18 protein-coding genes are annotated in these 16,950 nt (G+C 70.9%); 5 read left to right on the top strand and 13 right to left on the bottom strand.

All coding sequences use genetic code 11. The features are described 5' to 3' along the window. Window positions 1–71: 71 nt before the first annotated feature. Window positions 72–290, bottom strand: a complete 219-nt coding sequence (locus ACTRO_RS33035; protein ID WP_034269519.1) for a helix-turn-helix domain-containing protein — start codon at window positions 288–290, stop codon at window positions 72–74. A 252-nt stretch (window positions 291–542) separates the two neighbouring features. Further along, window positions 543–2,144 (bottom strand): ABC-F family ATP-binding cassette domain-containing protein, encoded by a 1,602-nt coding sequence (locus ACTRO_RS33030; RefSeq protein ID WP_034269516.1) that lies wholly within the window; start codon window positions 2,142–2,144, stop codon window positions 543–545. Between the two features lie 174 nt (window positions 2,145–2,318). On the opposite strand from ACTRO_RS33030, the gene ACTRO_RS33025 reads away from it, so the two are divergent. Then, window positions 2,319–3,260, top strand: a complete 942-nt coding sequence (locus ACTRO_RS33025; RefSeq protein WP_034269513.1) for a terpene synthase family protein — start codon at window positions 2,319–2,321, stop codon at window positions 3,258–3,260. On the opposite strand, the gene ACTRO_RS33020 is transcribed toward ACTRO_RS33025, so the two are convergent. Continuing rightward, window positions 3,247–4,695 carry a cytochrome P450 gene (locus ACTRO_RS33020; protein ID WP_034269510.1) on the bottom strand — a complete coding sequence of 483 codons (1,449 nt, stop codon included), beginning with the start codon at window positions 4,693–4,695 and terminating at the stop codon, window positions 3,247–3,249. The genes ACTRO_RS33025 and ACTRO_RS33020 overlap by 14 nt on opposite strands. 248 nt (window positions 4,696–4,943) lie before the next feature. Between ACTRO_RS33020 and ACTRO_RS33015 the strand changes: the two genes are divergently transcribed. From ACTRO_RS33015 to ACTRO_RS33005, 3 genes are all read left to right on the top strand, one after another. Beyond that, the gene (locus ACTRO_RS33015; protein WP_169739982.1) at window positions 4,944–6,563 is read left to right on the top strand and encodes a SpoIIE family protein phosphatase; all 1,620 of its coding nucleotides are present in this window, start codon (window positions 4,944–4,946) and stop codon (window positions 6,561–6,563) included. A gap of 84 nt (window positions 6,564–6,647) precedes the next feature. Then, window positions 6,648–7,409 carry an SDR family NAD(P)-dependent oxidoreductase gene (locus ACTRO_RS33010; protein ID WP_034277788.1) on the top strand — a complete coding sequence of 254 codons (762 nt, stop codon included), beginning with the start codon at window positions 6,648–6,650 and terminating at the stop codon, window positions 7,407–7,409. 47 nt (window positions 7,410–7,456) lie between these two features. Continuing rightward, on the top strand, window positions 7,457–8,047 hold the full coding sequence (locus ACTRO_RS33005) for a pyridoxamine 5'-phosphate oxidase family protein (protein WP_034277786.1): 591 nt from the start codon (window positions 7,457–7,459) through the stop codon (window positions 8,045–8,047). Window positions 8,048–8,060: 13 nt separating this feature from the next. Here the strand turns inward: ACTRO_RS33005 and ACTRO_RS33000 are convergent, their stop codons facing one another. Continuing rightward, window positions 8,061–8,546 (bottom strand): rhodanese-like domain-containing protein, encoded by a 486-nt coding sequence (locus tag ACTRO_RS33000; RefSeq protein ID WP_157436577.1) that lies wholly within the window; start codon window positions 8,544–8,546, stop codon window positions 8,061–8,063. 71 nt (window positions 8,547–8,617) lie between these two features. Here ACTRO_RS33000 and ACTRO_RS32995 point away from each other — a divergent pair, with 71 nt between their 5' ends. Further along, window positions 8,618–9,604, top strand: coding sequence for a helix-turn-helix domain-containing protein (locus ACTRO_RS32995; RefSeq protein WP_051451748.1), 987 nt, complete (start codon window positions 8,618–8,620; stop codon window positions 9,602–9,604). A gap of 24 nt (window positions 9,605–9,628) precedes the next feature. On the opposite strand, the gene ACTRO_RS32990 is transcribed toward ACTRO_RS32995, so the two are convergent. The 9 genes from ACTRO_RS32990 to ACTRO_RS32950 all read right to left on the bottom strand — a co-directional run bounded on the left by ACTRO_RS32990 (window position 9,629) and on the right by ACTRO_RS32950 (window position 16,912). Then, a complete protein-coding gene (locus ACTRO_RS32990) occupies window positions 9,629–10,156 on the bottom strand; it encodes a GNAT family N-acetyltransferase (RefSeq protein WP_034269504.1) in 528 nt (175 codons plus the stop codon). Between the two features lie 71 nt (window positions 10,157–10,227). Further along, window positions 10,228–10,578, bottom strand: a complete 351-nt coding sequence (locus ACTRO_RS32985; RefSeq protein ID WP_051451747.1) for an iron-sulfur cluster assembly protein — start codon at window positions 10,576–10,578, stop codon at window positions 10,228–10,230. A 3-nt stretch (window positions 10,579–10,581) separates the two neighbouring features. Further along, window positions 10,582–11,052: a Fe-S cluster assembly sulfur transfer protein SufU gene (gene sufU / locus ACTRO_RS32980; RefSeq protein ID WP_034269501.1), complete on the bottom strand. Its 471-nt coding sequence runs from the start codon at window positions 11,050–11,052 to the stop codon at window positions 10,582–10,584. A 23-nt stretch (window positions 11,053–11,075) separates the two neighbouring features. Next, window positions 11,076–12,383, bottom strand: coding sequence for a cysteine desulfurase (locus ACTRO_RS32975; RefSeq protein WP_051451746.1), 1,308 nt, complete (start codon window positions 12,381–12,383; stop codon window positions 11,076–11,078). Between the two features lies 1 nt (window position 12,384). Continuing rightward, window positions 12,385–13,167 carry a Fe-S cluster assembly ATPase SufC gene (sufC, locus tag ACTRO_RS32970; RefSeq protein ID WP_034269498.1) on the bottom strand — a complete coding sequence of 261 codons (783 nt, stop codon included), beginning with the start codon at window positions 13,165–13,167 and terminating at the stop codon, window positions 12,385–12,387. A 3-nt stretch (window positions 13,168–13,170) separates the two neighbouring features. After that, the gene (locus ACTRO_RS32965; protein WP_034269495.1) at window positions 13,171–13,503 is read right to left on the bottom strand and encodes a non-heme iron oxygenase ferredoxin subunit; all 333 of its coding nucleotides are present in this window, start codon (window positions 13,501–13,503) and stop codon (window positions 13,171–13,173) included. Beyond that, window positions 13,500–14,714: a Fe-S cluster assembly protein SufD gene (gene sufD, locus ACTRO_RS32960; RefSeq protein ID WP_034269492.1), complete on the bottom strand. Its 1,215-nt coding sequence runs from the start codon at window positions 14,712–14,714 to the stop codon at window positions 13,500–13,502. Before sufD ends, ACTRO_RS32965 begins: the two co-directional genes overlap by 4 nt. A gap of 63 nt (window positions 14,715–14,777) precedes the next feature. Further along, on the bottom strand, window positions 14,778–16,187 hold the full coding sequence (sufB, locus tag ACTRO_RS32955) for a Fe-S cluster assembly protein SufB (protein ID WP_034269489.1): 1,410 nt from the start codon (window positions 16,185–16,187) through the stop codon (window positions 14,778–14,780). After that, a complete protein-coding gene (locus tag ACTRO_RS32950; RefSeq protein ID WP_051451745.1) occupies window positions 16,184–16,912 on the bottom strand; it encodes a helix-turn-helix transcriptional regulator in 729 nt (242 codons plus the stop codon). Before ACTRO_RS32950 ends, sufB begins: the two co-directional genes overlap by 4 nt. Between the last annotated feature and the right edge of the window lie 38 nt (window positions 16,913–16,950).

The raw sequence follows: 16,950 nt of genomic DNA, 5'->3' as shown, positions 1-16,950 counted from the left end.
GCCTCGCGGCCACCGGGCACCGTGGTCAAAACCGGCACCGTGGTACGGTGGCCCGGCAGGGTGCGAACCGACTAAGCGGTGCGCGCCTTGCCGCGGGTGGCGCCGCCGCGCCCGCGGAGCGTGACACCGGACTCGCTCAGCATCCGGTGTACGAACCCGTACGAACGCCCGGTCTCCTGCGCCAGAGCGCGGATCGACTCTCCGGCCTCGTACTTGGTCTTCAGGTCGCTCGCGAGCTGCTCTCTCGCGGTGCCGGTGACCCGGCTGCCCTTCTTCAGGGTCTCGGCCACTTGCGCCTCCTAGAGGGGGTGTGGGGTATCTCCCACCTTGCACAGGGAATGTGCGCTCTGGGGACCCATGATCACCCCTCCCGAGCGAGTTGACCACTGCTTCGCCGCAAAAACTCAAGCCGTATTCCCGGCTCCCCTGCCTGATTCGTGCAGGAAAATCCCGGCATGTCAGGATAAAACTTCCGCTCCGTTATCAGACTGTAACGGAGGGCAATCGACGTTCTGTCGGATACCGGTCGCCGGCGACCGTTCTCAGGCCAGTGCGACGAGGTCCCGGTAGCCCTCGTTCCACAGGTCCTCGACCCCGTCCGGCAGAAGGATCAGCCGCTCCGGGCCCAGCGCGTCCACCGCGCCCTCGTCGTGTGTGACGAGCACCACCGCGCCCTCATAGGTGCTGAGCGCGCCCAGGATCTCCGCGCGGCTGGCCGGATCCAGGTTGTTCGTCGGCTCGTCCAGCAGCAGCACGTTCGCGCTGGAGACCACGAGCGTGGCCAGCGCGAGCCGGGTCTTCTCGCCGCCGGAGAGCACGCTGACCGGCTTGTCCACGTCGTCCCCGGAGAACAGGAAGGAGCCGAGGGTCTTGCGCACCTCCACCAGATCCAGGTCCGGGGCGGCGGTGCGCATGTTCTCCAGCACGGTGCGCGCCGGGTCGAGCGTCTCGTGCTCCTGGGCGTAGTAGCCGAGCTTGAGGCCGTGGCCCGCCTCGACCGAGCCGGTGTCCGGCTTCTCCACCCCGCCGAGCAGGCGCAGCAGCGTGGTCTTGCCGGCGCCGTTGAGCCCGAGGATGACGACCCGGGATCCGCGGTCCACGGCCAGATCCACGTCCGTGAAGATCTCCAGCGAGCCGAAGGACTTGGACAGTCCGCTGGCCATCAGCGGGGTCTTGCCGCACGGTGCGGGCTTGGGGAAGCGCAGCTTGGCCACCTTGTCCGAGGCGCGCGTCGCCTCGAGGCCGCTCAGCAGCCGCTCGGCCCGGCGGGCCATGTTCTGCGCGGCCACGGTCTTGGTGGCCTTGGCCCGCATCTTGTCCGCCTGGCTGAAGAGCGCGTCGGCCTTCTTCTCCGCGTTGGCCCGCTCGCGCTTGCGCCGCCGCTCGTCCGCCTCGCGCTGCTCCAGGTAGGCCTTCCAGCCGACGTTGTAGATGTCGATGACGCTCCGGTTGGCGTCGAGGTGGAAGACCTTGTTGACGCACGCCTCGACCAGGTGCGCGTCGTGCGAGATGACGATGAACCCGCCCTTGTAGTTCTTCAGGTAGTCGCGCAGCCACACGATCGAGTCGGCGTCGAGGTGGTTGGTGGGCTCGTCGAGCAGCAGCACCTCGTTGTCCCCGAACAGGATCCGGGCCAGCTCGATCCGCCGCCGCTGGCCGCCGGAGAGCGTGCCGATGGGCTGGTCGAGCACGCGGTCGGGCAGGCCGAGGCTGGCCGCGATCACCGCGGCCTCGGACTCGGCCGCGTAGCCGCCGGCCGCGAGGAAGGCGGTCTCGGCGTTGGCGTACCGGCGCATCGCCTTGTCGTGCTCCGCCGCGTCCGCGCTGCCCATGTTCTTCTCGGCCGCGCGCATCCGGCGCACGGACTCGTCCAGCCCGCGCGCGGACAGGATCCGGTCCCGCGCGATCACCTCGAGGTCGCCGGTGCGCGGGTCCTGCGGCAGGTAGCCGACCTGGCCCGAGTTCGAGACGGTGCCGGAAGCGGGCAGGCCGCCCTCGCCGGCCAGGATCTTGGTCAGCGTGGTCTTCCCGGCGCCGTTGCGCCCGACCAGCCCGATCCGGTCGCCGGGGCCTACCCGGAAGGAGGCGTCCTGCAGCAGCACGCGGGCGCCGACGCGCACTTCGAGATGGGAGGCGGTGATCACCGTTCCATCGTACGGGACCGGCGCCCACGGCTCCCACGCGGTTTCGGTCCGTGGTCCGCCGCCCGGCCGCCCGCCGCGCCGCGCCACTCGCCGAACAGCCGTGCGGATACGTATTCAAGCCGACATGCCACTACTAAGATGCACATTTGCACGCACCTTCAGGAGGGCAGCGTTATGACCGTCGCTCTACCTTCGATCGATCCGCCGTTCTCCGCGCGGCTGCATCCGCTCACCTCCGTCGTGGCGGCCGCCACGGAGAAGTGGGCCGCGCACTGGAGACTGACCTCGCGGCCGGAACTGGCCCGGCGGCTGCGCGAGACCGATCCGGCCCGGCTGGCCGGGCGGGTCTGCCCCAGCGCCAGCCTGGAGGGCCTGCGGCTGAACTCGGACTGGCAGGCCTGGCTCTTCCTGTTCGACGACGCGTACTGCGACGAATCCGAGATCGGCTCCGACCCCGCGGCCACCACCGAGGTGACGGTGTGGATGCTCGGCGCCCTCGAGGACGGCGAGGCCAGCCGGGACGACGCCTTCGCCGGCGCCCTGGCCGACCTGTGCGCCCGGCTGGACGCGATGGCCAGCCCGGTGCAGCGGGCCCGGTTCCGGCAGGAGGTGACCGGCTATCTCTACTCCCTGGTGTGGGAGGCCGCCCGGCGGCGTCAGCGCACCCCCGCGGAACTGCCCGAGTACATCAGGATGCGCCGTCACTGCAGCGCCGTGCCCACCTGCCTGGCGCTGATCGACGTCGTCAACGGGTTCGAACTCAGCCAGGAGCTGTGGTGCTCCGCGGCCGTGCGCGCCGCCGCCGAGGCGGCGACCGACATCACCTGCTGGACCAACGACGTGCTCTCGCTGCGCAAGGAGGAGGAGCGCTCCACCGAGCTGCTCAGCCTGCCCGCGGTACTCGGGCGGCGGCAGGGCCTCGGCCTGGCCGACGCGCTGCAGCGGTGCACCGTGATGATCGACGCGCGCATCCGCGACTACCTGGACGCCCAGCAGCCGCTGCTGGCCTCCGGCGATCCGTTGGTCTCCCGGCTGTGCGCGGACATGCGGCACTGGATCGCCGGGAACCTGGCCTGGTCCCGGGAGACCCGGCGCTACCGGGTCAGCACCTGCTGAACCGGGTCACCCGCAGCCGCACCGCGTCCGGGTGCAGCGTCGTGCGCGCCACCGGCCGCACCACGCTGCCCGGCGCCGGTTCGAGCCGGTACCGGGCCAGCACCGCGCACAGCACACAGAAGATCTCGGCCATCCCGTACCACTCGCCCGGGCAGCCGTGCGGCCCGCTGCCGAACGGCAGGTAGTACTCCGCCGCCACGGCCGGATCCATGCTCTTCCACCGGTCCGGGTCGAAGGTGTCCGGGTCCGGGAACGCGGCCGGATCCCGTTGCAGTGCATAGAAATTCAGCAGCACCTGGCGGCCCGCGGGTATCCGCACGTCGCCGAGCCGGATGTCCCGCAGGGCGCGGCGCCCGATCAGCCAGCCCGGCGGGTAGAGCCGGAGCACCTCCCTGACCACGCGCTCGGTCAGCTCGAGGCGGCGCATGTCGGCCGGCGCGAGCCGCCGCCCGCCGGTCACCCCGGCGATCTCGAGCCGGACCCGCTCCTGCAGCTGCTGGTCCCGCGCCAGCACGTGCAGGCACCAGCCCATGACCCCGGCCGTGGTCTCGGTCCCGGCCAGCAGCAGCGTCATGATCTCGTCGTGCGCCTGCTCGTCGGTCATGCCCGTGCCCTGCTCGTCCACGGCCGCGAGCAGCGCGGCCAGGGATCCGGCGGATTCCACGCCGCCCTCGGCGGATCCGGCCGCCGCGGCGCGGGCGCGCTCGCGCGCGACCATGGCGTCGGCCACCTCGTGCACCCGCCGCAGCGAGCGGCTGAAGCGCCGGTTGCCGGGCGTGGGCAGCAGATCGAGGGCGCGGATCGGGAGCAGGGCTCTGCGTCCGATGCCGGCGAGCAGCTCCGGCAGCGCGCGCATCACCTCGTCCGCGGCGAGTTCGGAGCCCGACATCGAGCGCGTGACCAGGCGCATGGAGAGCACGCGCAGATCGACCGCGGCGTCCACCACCCGGTCCGGCCCGTCCGTGCCGCGCTCGGCGGAGCCCGGCGCCGCCGGTTCCCAGTAGGCGTCGAGGAACCGCTCGATCTGCGGCGTCATCGCAAGCGCGTGCACCCGGGAGGCTGAACGGTCGAAGGTGGGGCGCAGCATCCGTTTATTGCGCCGGTGCTTGGCACCGCGGGAGGTACCCACCCCGTCGCCGATCAGACGTCTGAGCGCGTCGAACTGAAAGCCCTTGTCGTACTCGGCCGCGTCCGTCACCAGGATCCGGCGCACCTGCTCCGGTCCGGACACCACATAGGCGGGCACCGGGCCGAGGCGCACCAGCGCGACCGGAGCCTCCCGGCCGGCGTTCACCAGCAGCGCCAAGGGATCGCGCAGCAGGACGGGAGCATGGCCGAGCAGCGGCCATCCGCCCGCGACGGGGGGTGCGGGAACCTCGATCGGCTCGCCCGCCCCGCCGCACTCGGACGCGGGATCCGTGCCCTGACGCTTCATCAGTTTTGGACCCTAGCGCGTTCGCCCGCTCCCGCAAGGCGCGCCGCGGGGGTGGCGCGCGCCCCCGTACGCCGCCCGATTTTCCACTCGCGCACCGCATTTCTTCCGGAAATACACCACCAGAGGGCGACGATACGACTACCGTATGGGTGTCGGCGGAAGGAATGGAGGCGTTCATGGCGCCATCCACGAGAGTGTCCGGCGAGGCCGGGGCGGCCGCGCCGCCCTCGGACGGAAGGCAGTGGCCGATGAGGAGCGAGGATCGGAACGGCGGCTGGGACGAGTTCGGCTTCACCCCCAGCGGGTTCGACGCGGACGCGGGCTTCTACAACTGGCTGCTGCCCACCAACGAGGTCATCTGCGACGACCGGACCTACGAGCTGCACGGGCTGACCCCGGACGCCGGACTGCGGTTCGAGGCGTTCCTCGGCCAGGTGCCGCCGGAGGACCTGCCGGACCTGCTCGAGGTGCTCGAGCCGCTGCTGGCCCGGCTCGGCGACTTCGCCATCGAATACCGGATCAGGCGGCCGGACGGGCGGATGAGCACGCTCGAGACCCGCGGCCGGGTGGTGGCCGGCCCCGGCGGCAAGCCGGAACGGGCCATGGGCATCATCATCGACGTCACCGAGCGGCGCCGGGCCGAGCTCGAGACCATGCGCCGGGCCGCCGTGGCCGCCCGGATGCAGGAGCTGACGGCGGGCCTGGCCGCGGCGGGCACGCTGGGCGAGGTCCGCGACGCGGTCACCGGGTCGCTGCGCGCGCTCGGCGCCAGCGGCGTGCTGGTGGCCGACGCCGGGCCGTCGGCCGAGATCCTGCTCGAGTGCGGCGATCTGGGCATGGCGGCCGGCCGGGTGCGGATCGGCGAGGACGGCCCGGTGCGCACCGCGGCCTCCACCGGCGACCCGCTTTTCTTCCCGGAGCCCTCGGACCTGCGACGGCGCTTCCCGCAGTCGGTGGAGGCGATGAAGGAGACCGGCGCCGTGGCGGTCGCGGTCATCCCGATCGGCGGCGTCCCGCGGATGCGCGGGGTGTGCATGATCGGCTTCGACGGTCCGCGCGCCTTCGACGCGGCCGAGCGCGCCTTCCTGGTGCTCGCGGCCAGCGCGATCGGCCAGGCCGTGCACCGGGCCCGGATCCACGACGTGGAGTTCAACCTGGCCATGGCGCTGCAGGGCGGCATGCTGCCGCGCAACCTGCGCTACGGCCCGGGCGTGGAGATCGCCCGCCGCTACGAGGCGGCCACCACCGGGATCCAGGTCGGCGGGGACTGGTTCGACTCGGTGCAGCGCCCGGACGGCTCGACCCTGCTGATCATCGGGGACGTGGAGGGCCACAACGTGCAGGCCGCGGGCATGATGTACCGCGTGCGCACGACGCTGCTGGCCTACGCCAACCGCACCAGCGACGTGGCCGAGCTGCTGGCCCAGGCCAACGCGTTCGTCTGCCAGGTGAACGAGGAGGCCGAGAGCCCGCTGTTCGCCACCTGCCTGCTCGCGTTGATAGATCCGGAGGCCCGCACGGTCACCTTCAGCCGGGCCGGCCACATCCCGCCGCTGCTGGCCAAGCCCGGCGAGCCCAGCGAGGTGCAGCACCACGAGGTGGGCGTCCCGCTCGGGGTGGAGGACGGCTCGACCTACCCGGTGTGGCAGCAGCTGTACAAGCCCGGCACGGTGCTGCTGCTGTGCACCGACGGCCTGCTCGAGTCGTTGGACAACGACCTCGACCGGGGTCTGGCCCGGTGCCGCGGCGTGCTCGACGGACAGCGGGACGAGAAGCTCGAGACCCTGGCCGACGACCTGCTCGCGGCCAACCGTCCGCGCGGCCCCTGGAAGGACGACGTCGCGCTGCTGCTGGCCCGGCTGACCTAGGCCCGCCCGGACCTCCCGCCGGTTCGATCGCCGTCCCGATAGAATCTTCGATGTCGGATTCAGTACGGGATGAAGGACGGGCCGATGACGGGCAGACTGACCGGTTGCACGGCGCTGGTGACGGGCGCTTCCAGCGGAATCGGGGAGGCCACCGCGCTCGCGCTGGCCGAGCAGGGCGCGCGGGTGGCCGTGGTGGCGCGGCGCGGGGACCGGCTGGCCGACCTCGTGGCCAAGATCGGCGCGGGCGGGGGCGAGGCGCTCGCGATCGAGGCCGACGTGACCGGGGAGCCGGCCGCGGTGGACGCGGTCGGGCGGACGGTGGAGCACTTCGGCCGGCTGGACATCCTGGTGAACAACGCCGGCGTCATGCTGCTCGGCCCCACCACCACCGCGAGTACGGCGGACTGGCGGCGGATGGTCGACGTGAATCTCATGGGCCTGCTGTACTGCACCCAAGCCGCGCTCCCGCACCTGCTCGAGGCCGCCGAGCAGGAGCCGCGCCGGGTGGCGGACCTGGTCAACCTCAGCTCCATCGGCGGCCGCACCACCCGCTCCGGCAGCCAGGTCTACAACGCGACGAAGTGGGGCGTCGTGGGGCTGAGCGAGTCGATGCGCCAGGAACTGGCCGGCCGGCACGTGCGCGTGAGCGTGATCGAGCCCGGCGCCGTGCGCACCGAACTGCCGGACTCCAACCGCCCGGAGATCCGGAGCACGATCCTCGGCCGGCAGGAGGGGTTCGACGTGCTCGCTCCGCAGGACATCGCGGACGCGATCGGCTACATGGTGACGCGGCCGCGCCACGTGAACGTCAATGAGATCATGGTCAGGCCGACCGAGATCCCGTAACGGGCCGGGAGTCCGTGGGCCGGGAGGACTGGGAGGACGCGACAGCCGTGGCCGAGCGCTTCGACGACATCACCCCGAAGATCAGAACGTTCATCGACAAGCAGCACATGTTCTTCGTCGCCACCGCGCCGCTGGGCGACGGGCGGGTCAATGTGTCACCAAAAGGATATAAAGACACGTTCAAGGTCATCGACGAGCACACCTTCGCCTACCTGGAGCTGTTCGGCAGCGGCATCGAGACGAAGGCGCACCTCGGCGACAACCCGCGGATCACGATCATGTTCTGCTCGTTCGGCCGCGAGTCCAACATCGTCCGGCTCTACGGCAAGGGCCGGTACCTGCGGCCGGACGACCCGGAGTTCGAGCGGCTGGCCCCGCAGTTCAACCTCGCCCACCCGAGCCCGCGCGGCATCGTGGTGGTGGACGTGGAGAGCACGCAGACCTCCTGCGGATACGCGGTGCCGTACATGGAGATCCAGAGCGAGCGCCCGGTGCTGGACACCTACCACGAGCGCCGCACGGCGCCGGAGTGGGCGCGGCGGGTGGCGGAGGTGAACGACAAGAGCATCGACGGCCTGCCCGGCCTCGAGCCCGACCATCCGCTCCCGACCGACGTGCGGCGCAGGCCGGCCGCCTGAGCTCCGGGACCCGTCAGCACGCGCAGGCCGTGCCGTCGGCGGGCGCCGTGAGCGGGTCCACCGCCGGCTCGCGCCGTCCCCACGCCGTGTCGTACGCGAAGCCCTCGCGCACCCAGTACTCGAACCCGCCGATCATCTCCTTGACCGGGTAGCCGAGCCGGGCGAACTCCAGCGCCGCGCGCGTCGAGCCGTTGCACCCCGGACCCCAGCAGTAGGTCACCACCGGCGTGCCCGCCGGGATCAGCGCGGCCGCCTCCGCCGCGATCCGCCCGGTGGGCAGATGCACCGCGCCCGGGATCCGCCCCTGGTTCCAGGCCTGCTCGGACCGGGTGTCGATCAGCACGAACCCGGGGAGGGCACCGGCCTGAACGTCCGCGAGCTCCGCGTGCACGTCCGAGACGTCGGTCTCGAACTCCAGCTTGGCCGCGAAGTGCGCGACCGCCGCCGCGTTGCGCATATCCGCCATGGTGTCCGCCTGCGTTTCCATCGTCGTCGTCATGAGCTCAGCATGCCGGGAGCTCCCTTCCCCGCGACAGTGGCGCGAACGACAGGGTTCGCTAAGATCACGCCATGCTGCTCGAAACGCCGCGCCTGCGTCCGGAAGCGACGGGTCCGACCGTCGCCGTCTACCTCTTCGACGGGATATCCGTGTTCGAGGTCGGCTGCGTGACCGAGGTCTTCGCCCTGCCGAGACCGGAGCTCGACGTGCCTTGGTACACCTTCGAGGCGTGCGCCGAGACGACCGGCATGATGCGGGCGATGGGCGGGTTCGGCCTGCTCGCAGAGCACGACATGACGCAGTTCGCGGCCGCCGACACGGTGATCGTCACCGCTGTTCCGAACGTGCGCGGCGAGATCTCGAAGGCGCTCGTCGACGCGCTGCGGGAGGCGCACGAACGAGGTGCGCGGGTGGTGTCCATCTGCTCGGGCGCCTTCGCCCTGGCCGAGGCGGGCTTGCTCGACGGGCTGCGCGCGACCACTCACTGGCGCTACGCCGGGATATTCGCGGCGCGGTACCCGAAGGTGCATCTGGACCCGGACGTGCTGTACCTCGACGAAGGCAGGGTGCTGACGAGCGCCGGCAGCGCGGCGGGGCTGGACCTCTGCCTGCATCTCGTCCGCCAGGACCACGGTTCGGCCGTGGCCAACTCGGTGGCCCGGCGGCTCGTGCTGCCGCCGCACCGAGAAGGCGGACAGGCGCAGTTCATCGAGGCGGCCGTACGGCCGGTGCCGGAAGACGACGGGGTCGCGCGGTCGCTGGACTGGGCCATGGAGAACCTCGCGCACCCGATCTCGGTGGCGCAGATGGCCGAGGTCGCGCGCATGTCGTCGCGCAGCTACATCCGCCATTTCGCCCGCGCCACCGGCACTTCGCCGCTGCGCTGGCTGGTGAATCAGCGCCTTGCGGCGGCCCGGGCGATGCTGGAGACCGGCGACGCGCCGATCGAGCAGGTGGGCGCCGCCGTCGGCTTCGCCGATTCGGCCACGTTCCGCCACCACTTCACCCGCGCGGTCGGCACCGCGCCCTCGGCCTACCGCCGGACCTTCCGTCGCTGAGCCGGCGGCGAGCCGCTGCCCGCATCACGCGCCGGGACCGGTACGCAGGCGGTAGTAGCAGTGACCAGGCTTCTGATCGACGAGCCGGCCACCGCACTTCTCTATCACCCGGCGCGAAGCGTGATTGTCGGGATCCGTTGTCAGCAAAGCGTCGTCGACGCCCAACGCGTAGGCGACGGGCATCGCGGCGAGCAGCAGTGCCGTGGCATGCCCACGCCCCTGCGCGCCCGGCCGGATCACGTATCCGATGTGGCCGCCCATGACCTCGAGCCGGGAGTTGAGCCGGTGCCGGATGGCTATCCGGCCCAGGAACTCGTCGCCCTCGGACCAGAAGAGACTCGACTCGGGCACCGGCCCCTCGGCCGCGACCGAGTCGGGCGTGCGCCGCGCGTGCAGGCTGTCGATGTACGCCGAGAATCCCGAGGGGGCGCGCACCGCCTCGTGATCGATGCGCGCGGCCCAGTCGGAAAGCGGCCCCGCCGCTCGGAACTCGGCGAGCGTGGCGAGGAAGGAGGCGTGGAAACGGGCGTGCGGTCTGGTCAGCTTGGGCATGACAGGATCCTGCCATCTGCCCGCGCGACGATCAACCGGGCCGGTGCCCGGCCCGGTCTGACGCCGGAGCGTCAGACGTTGAAGCCGAGCGCCCGGAGCTGGTCCCGGCCGTCATCGGTGATCTTGTCCGGGCCCCACGGCGGCATCCACACCCAGTTCACCCGGAAGTCGGTGACCAGATCGGCTGTGGCGCTGCGGATCTGATCCTCGATCACGTCCTGCAGCGGGCACGCGGCGGAGGTCAGCGTCATGTCGATGATCGCGACGTTGCCCTCGTCCACGGTCAGGCCGTAGATCAGGCCCAGGTCCACGACGTTGATGCCGAGCTCGGGGTCGACGACGTCGCGCAGGGCCTCCTCGACGTCCTCCACGGCCGCGACACCGGCCGCCGGCTCCTGCTGCTGCGTCTGCTGCTCGCTCACTGCTCAACTCTCCTTCGTGCTGCGCGCCAGCGCCTGCGCGGTCGCGTCCTTCAGGGCCATCCAAGACAGCAGGGCGCACTTGACCCGGGCCGGGAACTTCGAGACGCCGGCGAAAGCCACCGCGTCCTCGAGCACGTCCTCGTCCCCCTCCTGCTCGCCCTTGGACTGCATCAGCTCCAGGAACGCCTCGTGCAGCTCGAACGCCTCGGACACGTTCTTGCCGATCACCAGGTCGGCCAGCACCGAGGCCGAGGCCTGCGAGATCGAGCAGCCCTGCGACTCGTACGAGACGTCCTTGATGACGGCCTGCCCACCCCTGCTGCCGTCGTCCAGGTGCACGCGCAGCGTCACCTCGTCGCCGCAGGTGGGGTTGATGTGGTGGACCTCGGCGCCGAAATCGTCGCGCAGGCCCTTGTGGTGCGGGTTGCGGTAGTGGTCCAGGATGATCTCCTGGTACATCGACTCCAGCTTCACGCCCTCACCCTCCTCTCCCTTGTTCAGGCTCCGAAGAACCGCTTCACCTGTTCGAGCCCGTCCACCAGCGCGTCGATCTCGGCCTTCGTGGTGTAGACCGAGAACGAGGCGCGCGTGGTGGCAGGGATGCCGTAGCGCACGCACACCGGCCGGGCGCAGTGCTGGCCGACCCGGACGGCGATGCCCTGCTCGTCGAGCACCTGGCCGACGTCGTGCGGGTGGACCTCGCCGAGTCCCTCCACCGAGAGGATGAACGAGATCGCGGCCCCGTGATGTTCCGGGTCGCTCGAGCCGATGATGCGCAGGCCCTCGACGCCGCCGAGCCGCTCGAGGGCGTACTCGACGATCTCGTGCTCGTGCCGGGCGACGTTCTCCATGCCCAGGGCGGTCAGGTAGTCCACCGCCGCGCCCAGCCCGACCGCCTCGGCGATCGGCATCGTGCCGGCCTCGTACTTGTGCGGGATCGGGGCGTAGGTGGAGCCCTCCATGGTGACCACGCCGACCATCTCGCCGCCGCCGAGGAACGGCGGCAGCTCGTTGAGCAGCTCGGCCCGGCCCCACAGGACGCCGATGCCGGTCGGGCCGAGCATCTTGTGGCCGGTGAAGGCGACGAAGTCGGCCCCGAGCGCCTGCACGTCCAGCGGCAGGTGCGGCGCGGACTGCGAGGCGTCGACGACCACGAGGGCGCCGACGTCGTGGGCGCGCCGGACGATCCGCTCGAGCGGGTTGATCGTGCCGAGGATGTTCGAGACGTGCACCACGGAGACGACCTTGGTGTGCTCGTCGATGACCTCGTCGAGGTTGCTCAGGTCCAGCCGCCCGTCGTCGGTCAGGCCCAGCCAGGCCAGCTCCGCGCCGGTGCGCTGCGTGGTCAGCTGCCACGGGACGATGTTCGAGTGGTGCTCCATCTGGGTGATCACCACGCGGTCGCCCTTGCCCAGGCCGTACGGCTCGCCGGCCCAGCCGAGCACGCTCGCCACCAGGTTGAGCGCCTCCGAGGAGTTCTTGGTGAAGATCACCTCGTTGCGGTCCGGCGCGTTGATGAACGCCGCGACCTTGTCCCGGGCGCCCTCGTAGAGCGCGGTGGCCTCCTCGGCCAGCGCGTGCACGCCGCGGTGGACGTTCGCGTGGTGGTTCGCGTAGTAGTCCGCCATCGCGTCGATGACCTGCCGCGGCTTCTGCGAGGACGCGGCCGAGTCGAGGTAGACCAGCGGACGGTCGTCGCCGACCCTGCGCTCGAGGATCGGGAAGTCCTTGCGGATCCGCTCGAGGTCGAGGCCTGTGCCCGGCGGTACGACGCCCGCGGGGGGGCTCTTGAGATCCACAGTCATGTCAGGCACCCGCCTTGATGTCGTCCTCGGCCCCCACACCGGTGTACTTCTCGTAGCCCTCGTCCTCGAGCACCTGGGCCAGCTCCGCGCCGCCGGACTCGACGATCCGGCCGTTCGCGAAGACGTGCACGAAGTCGGGCCGGATGTACTTGAGGATGCGGGTGTAGTGGGTGATCAGCAGCGTGCCGACGTCGCCGGTCTCGCGCACCCGGTTGACGCCCTCGGACACGATCCGCAGCGCGTCCACGTCGAGGCCGGAGTCGGTCTCGTCGAGCAGCGCGATCTTCGGCTTGAGCAGCTCGAGCTGCAGGATCTCGTGCCGCTTCTTCTCACCGCCGGAGAAGCCCTCGTTCACCGAGCGCTCGGCGAAGGCCGGGTCCATCTGCAGCTGGGTCATCGCGGCGTTGACCTCCTTGACCCAGGTGCGCAGCTTGGGCGACTCGCCCCGGATCGCGGTGGCGCTGGTGCGCAGGAAGTTGGCCACCGACACGCCGGGGACCTCGACCGGGTACTGCATCGCCAGGAACAGGCCCGCCCGGGCCCGCTCGTCCACGGTCATCGAGAGCACGTCCTGGCCGTCGAGCAGCACCTGGCCGCCGGTCACGGTGTACTTCGGGTGGCCGGCGATGGAGTAGGCCAGGGTCGACTTGCCGGAGCCGTTGGGGCCCATGATCGCGTGGGTCTCGCCCTGGCGGACCGTCAGGTCGACGCCCTTGAGGATCTCCTTGGGCTCACCCTCGGCGTCGACGGAGACGTGCAGGTCGCGGATTTCCAGAGTAGCCATGGGTTAGAGCTCCACATTCGTGGCGACGTAGACGACATCGCCTTCGATCTTGGTCGGGTAGACGGGCACCGGGTCCACGGCCGGAAGGCAGGACGGCTTGCCGGTGCTCAGGTTGAAGGTCGAGCCGTGCAGCCAGCACTCGATCTCGCCGTCGACGATCTCGCCCTCGGACAGCGGCACCTCGGCGTGCGAGCAGGTGTCGAAGAGCGCGTGCACCTCACCCCCGGAGGTGCGCACCACCATCACGGCGACGTCCTCGACCTCGCAGCGTTCCGGCTTGTCCTCTTCGAAGTCGGCGAGCGCGCCGACGGCGTGCCACTCGGGCTGACGGCTCATCGGGCCAGCTCCTGCTCGACCTTGGCCATCAGCCGCTCTTCGAGGTCCGGGACGCCGATCCGGCGCACGACGTCGGCGAAGAAGCCGCGCACGACCAGGCGGCGGGCCTCGTCCTCGCGGATGCCGCGGGCCTGGAGGTAGAAGAGCTGCTCGTCGTCGAACCGGCCGGTGGCCGAGGCGTGGCCGGCCCCGACGATCTCGCCGGTCTCGATCTCGAGGTTCGGCACGGAGTCGGCGCGGGCGCCGTCGGTCAGCAGCAGGTTCCGGTTGAGCTCGTAGGTGTCGGTGCCCTCGGCGTTCGCGCGGATCAGCACGTCCCCGACCCACACCGTGTGCGCCTGCTCGCCCTGCAGCGCGCCCTTGTAGGTCACGTGCGAGCGGCAGTTGGGCACCGAGTGGTCGACGAAGAGCCGGTGCTCGAGGTGCTGGCCGTCGTCGGCGAAGTACAGGCCGAGCAGCTCGACGTCGCCGCCGGGAGCGCTGTAGCGCACGTTCGGGGTGATCCGGACCAGGTCGCCGCCGAAGGTGACGTTCACCGACTTCACGGTGGCGTCCCGGCCGACCAGCGTGTTCTGCTGGGCCAGGTGGATCGCGTCGCGGTCCCAGTCCTGCACCGAGACGAAGGTCACGTTCGCGCCGTCGCCGGCGATGAGGTCCACGTTCGCGGCGCGGGCGCCGGTGCCGGTGTGCACCAGCACGATCACGGCCTCGGCGAACGGCTTGACGTCGAAGACCAGGTGCGCGTACGCGGTGCCGCCCTCGCCGTGCACGTCCACCCGCAGCGGCTCGGTCAGCACGGTCTCCTTGGCCACGGTGATCACCGTGGTCTGCTCGACCGCGGCGTACGCGCGGGCGGCGACCAGGTCGATCGGCGCGCCGGCCTTGCCGGCGCGCGGGTCCTGCGGCCCGACCTGCTCGACGCTGACGCCCTCGGGCAGGCTCAGCTCGACCTTGTCCGTGCCGTCCGCGGGCGCTCCCTCGTGCAGCCGGCCGATCCGCTTGAGCGGGGTGAAGCGCCAGTCCTCCTCGCGCCCGGTCAGCGCGGCGAAGTCGGCCGGATCGTACGAGGTCGGCCGCTCGCCGCGGGAGGCGAGCACTTCGGAGTGGGTGCGTCCGGTGCCGGGTCCGGCGAGCGGAGCGCCAGCACCCGGGCCCGCGACGGACACGGCCGCCGCGGTGGTCGCGCCCTTGGACTGCTCAGGCTGTGACATCAGTGTTCTTTCTGGTGAAGCGAGAGGTGGCCGGGGACGAGGGACACGCCGAGGCGCTCGGGGTCAGCCGACCGCGCCTTCCATCTGCAGCTCGATCAGCCGGTTGAGCTCCAGCGCGTACTCCATCGGGAGCTCCTTGGCGATCGGCTCGACGAAGCCGCGCACGATCATCGCCATCGCCTCGTCCTCGGTCAGGCCGCGGCTCATCAGGTAGAACAGCTGGTCCTCGGAGACCTTGGAGACGGTGGCCTCGTGGCCCATGGTCACGTCGTCCTCGCGCACGTCCACGTAGGGGTACGTGTCGGAGCGGGAGATGGTGTCGACCAGCAGGGCGTCGCACTTCACGCTGGACTTCGCGTGCTGCGCGCCCTCCTGGATCTGCACCAGGCCGCGGTACGAGGTGCGTCCGCCGCCGCGCGCCACCGACTTGGAGACGATGTTCGAGGAGGTGTTCGGCGCGGCGTGCACCATCTTGGAGCCGGCGTCCTGGTGCTGGCCGGGGCCGGCGAAGGCGATCGAGAGCGTCTCGCCCTTGGCGTGCTCGCCGAGCAGCCACACGGCCGGGTACTTCATGGTGACCTTGGAGCCGAGGTTGCCGTCGATCCACTCCATGGTCGCGCCCTCGTGCGCCGCGGCGCGCTTGGTGACCAGGTTGTAGACGTTGTTCGACCAGTTCTGGATGGTCGTGTAGCGGGCCCGGGCGCCCTTCTTCACGATGATCTCGACCACCGCGGAGTGCAGCGAGTCCGAGCTGTAGATCGGCGCGGTGCAGCCCTCGAGGTAGTGCACGTAGGAGCCCTCGTCCGCGATGATCAGGGTCCGCTCGAACTGGCCCATGTTCTCGGTGTTGATCCGGAAGTAGGCCTGCAGCGGGATCTCCACGTGCACGCCCTTGGGGACGTAGATGAACGAGCCGCCGGACCAGACCGCCGAGTTGAGCGCGGCGAACTTGTTGTCGCCGGACGGGATCACGCTGGCGAAGTGCTCGCGGAACAGGTCCTCGTGCTCGCGCAGCGCGGTGTCGGTGTCCAGGAAGATCACGCCCTGGCGCTCGAGGTCCTCGTTGATCGAGTGGTAGACCGTCTCCGACTCGTACTGCGCGGCCACGCCGGAGAGCAGCCGCTGCTTCTCGGCCTCCGGGATGCCCAGCTTGTCGTAGGTGTTCTTGATGTCCATGGGCAGGTCGTCCCAGGAGTTGACCTGCTTGTCCGTGGCGCGCACGAAGTACTTGATGTTGTCGAAGTCGATGCCACTCAGGTCGGCGCCCCAGTTCGGCATGGGCTTGCGCTCGAACAGGCGCAGCGCCTTGAGCCGGAAGTCGAGCATCCACTGCGGCTCGTTCTTGAGGGCCGAGATCTCCCGGACCACTTCCTCGCTCAGTCCGCGCTTGGCCGTGGCGCCGGCGACGTCCGGGTCGGCCCAGCCGAACTCGTAGTTGCCGAGGCCGGCGAGCTCGTCGTGAGTAGTGGTCATGCGGAAGCATCTCCTTCGGGCTGGGCAGGCTCCGACTCGTGCGTACGCTGGCGCGTGACGGCGGACGGCGGGATGAACGTGGTGCAGACGCCGTCGCCGTGGGCGATCGTGGCCAGGCGCTGGACGTGGGTGCCGAGCAGTTCGGCGAAGACCTTCGTCTCCACCTCGCACAGCTGCGGGAACTGCTCGGCGACGTGTTGGACGGGGCAGTGGTGCTGGCACAGCTGCTCGCCGGGCACGGCCTCCTGCTCCCGGGTGGAAGCGGCGTAGCCGTCCGCGGTCAGCGCCTCGGCCAGCAGCCGGGAGCGCTCGCCCGGATCGGCGGCCGCGAGGGCCGCCTGGTACCGGGCGGCGAGGCCGGCGAAACGGCGGCGGGCGAAGTCGGCGACCGCGTCGTCACCGGCGGTCTCCGCGATGAACCGGAGGGCGTCGACGGCGAGGGCGTCGTAGTCGTGGTGGAACACGGCCCGGCCGGCGTCCGTCAGGGCGAAGACCTTGGCCGGGCGGCCGCGGCCGCGGTGGCCGTAGACCCGCTGCTCCCGGGCCTCGACGAGGCCCTCGGCCAGCAGCGCGTCGAGGTGCCGGCGGATCCCGGCCGGCGTCAGGCCGAGGCTGGCGGCCAGCTCCGCCGCGGTGCGCGGACCCTCGGACAGGATCGAACGGGCCACCCTGTTCCGGGTGGCCTGCCTCTCTTCCTGCTCGTCGAGGACGCCCACGTTTTTCACAACACCATAGTGAGCTTATTCCTTCCGAGGGGCAACTA

Source organism: Actinospica robiniae DSM 44927 (assembly GCF_000504285.1).
In the GTDB taxonomy this organism is placed as follows: Bacteria; Actinomycetota; Actinomycetes; order Streptomycetales; family Catenulisporaceae; genus Actinospica; species Actinospica robiniae.
This window is presented reverse-complemented; position numbering and strand designations above follow the sequence as displayed.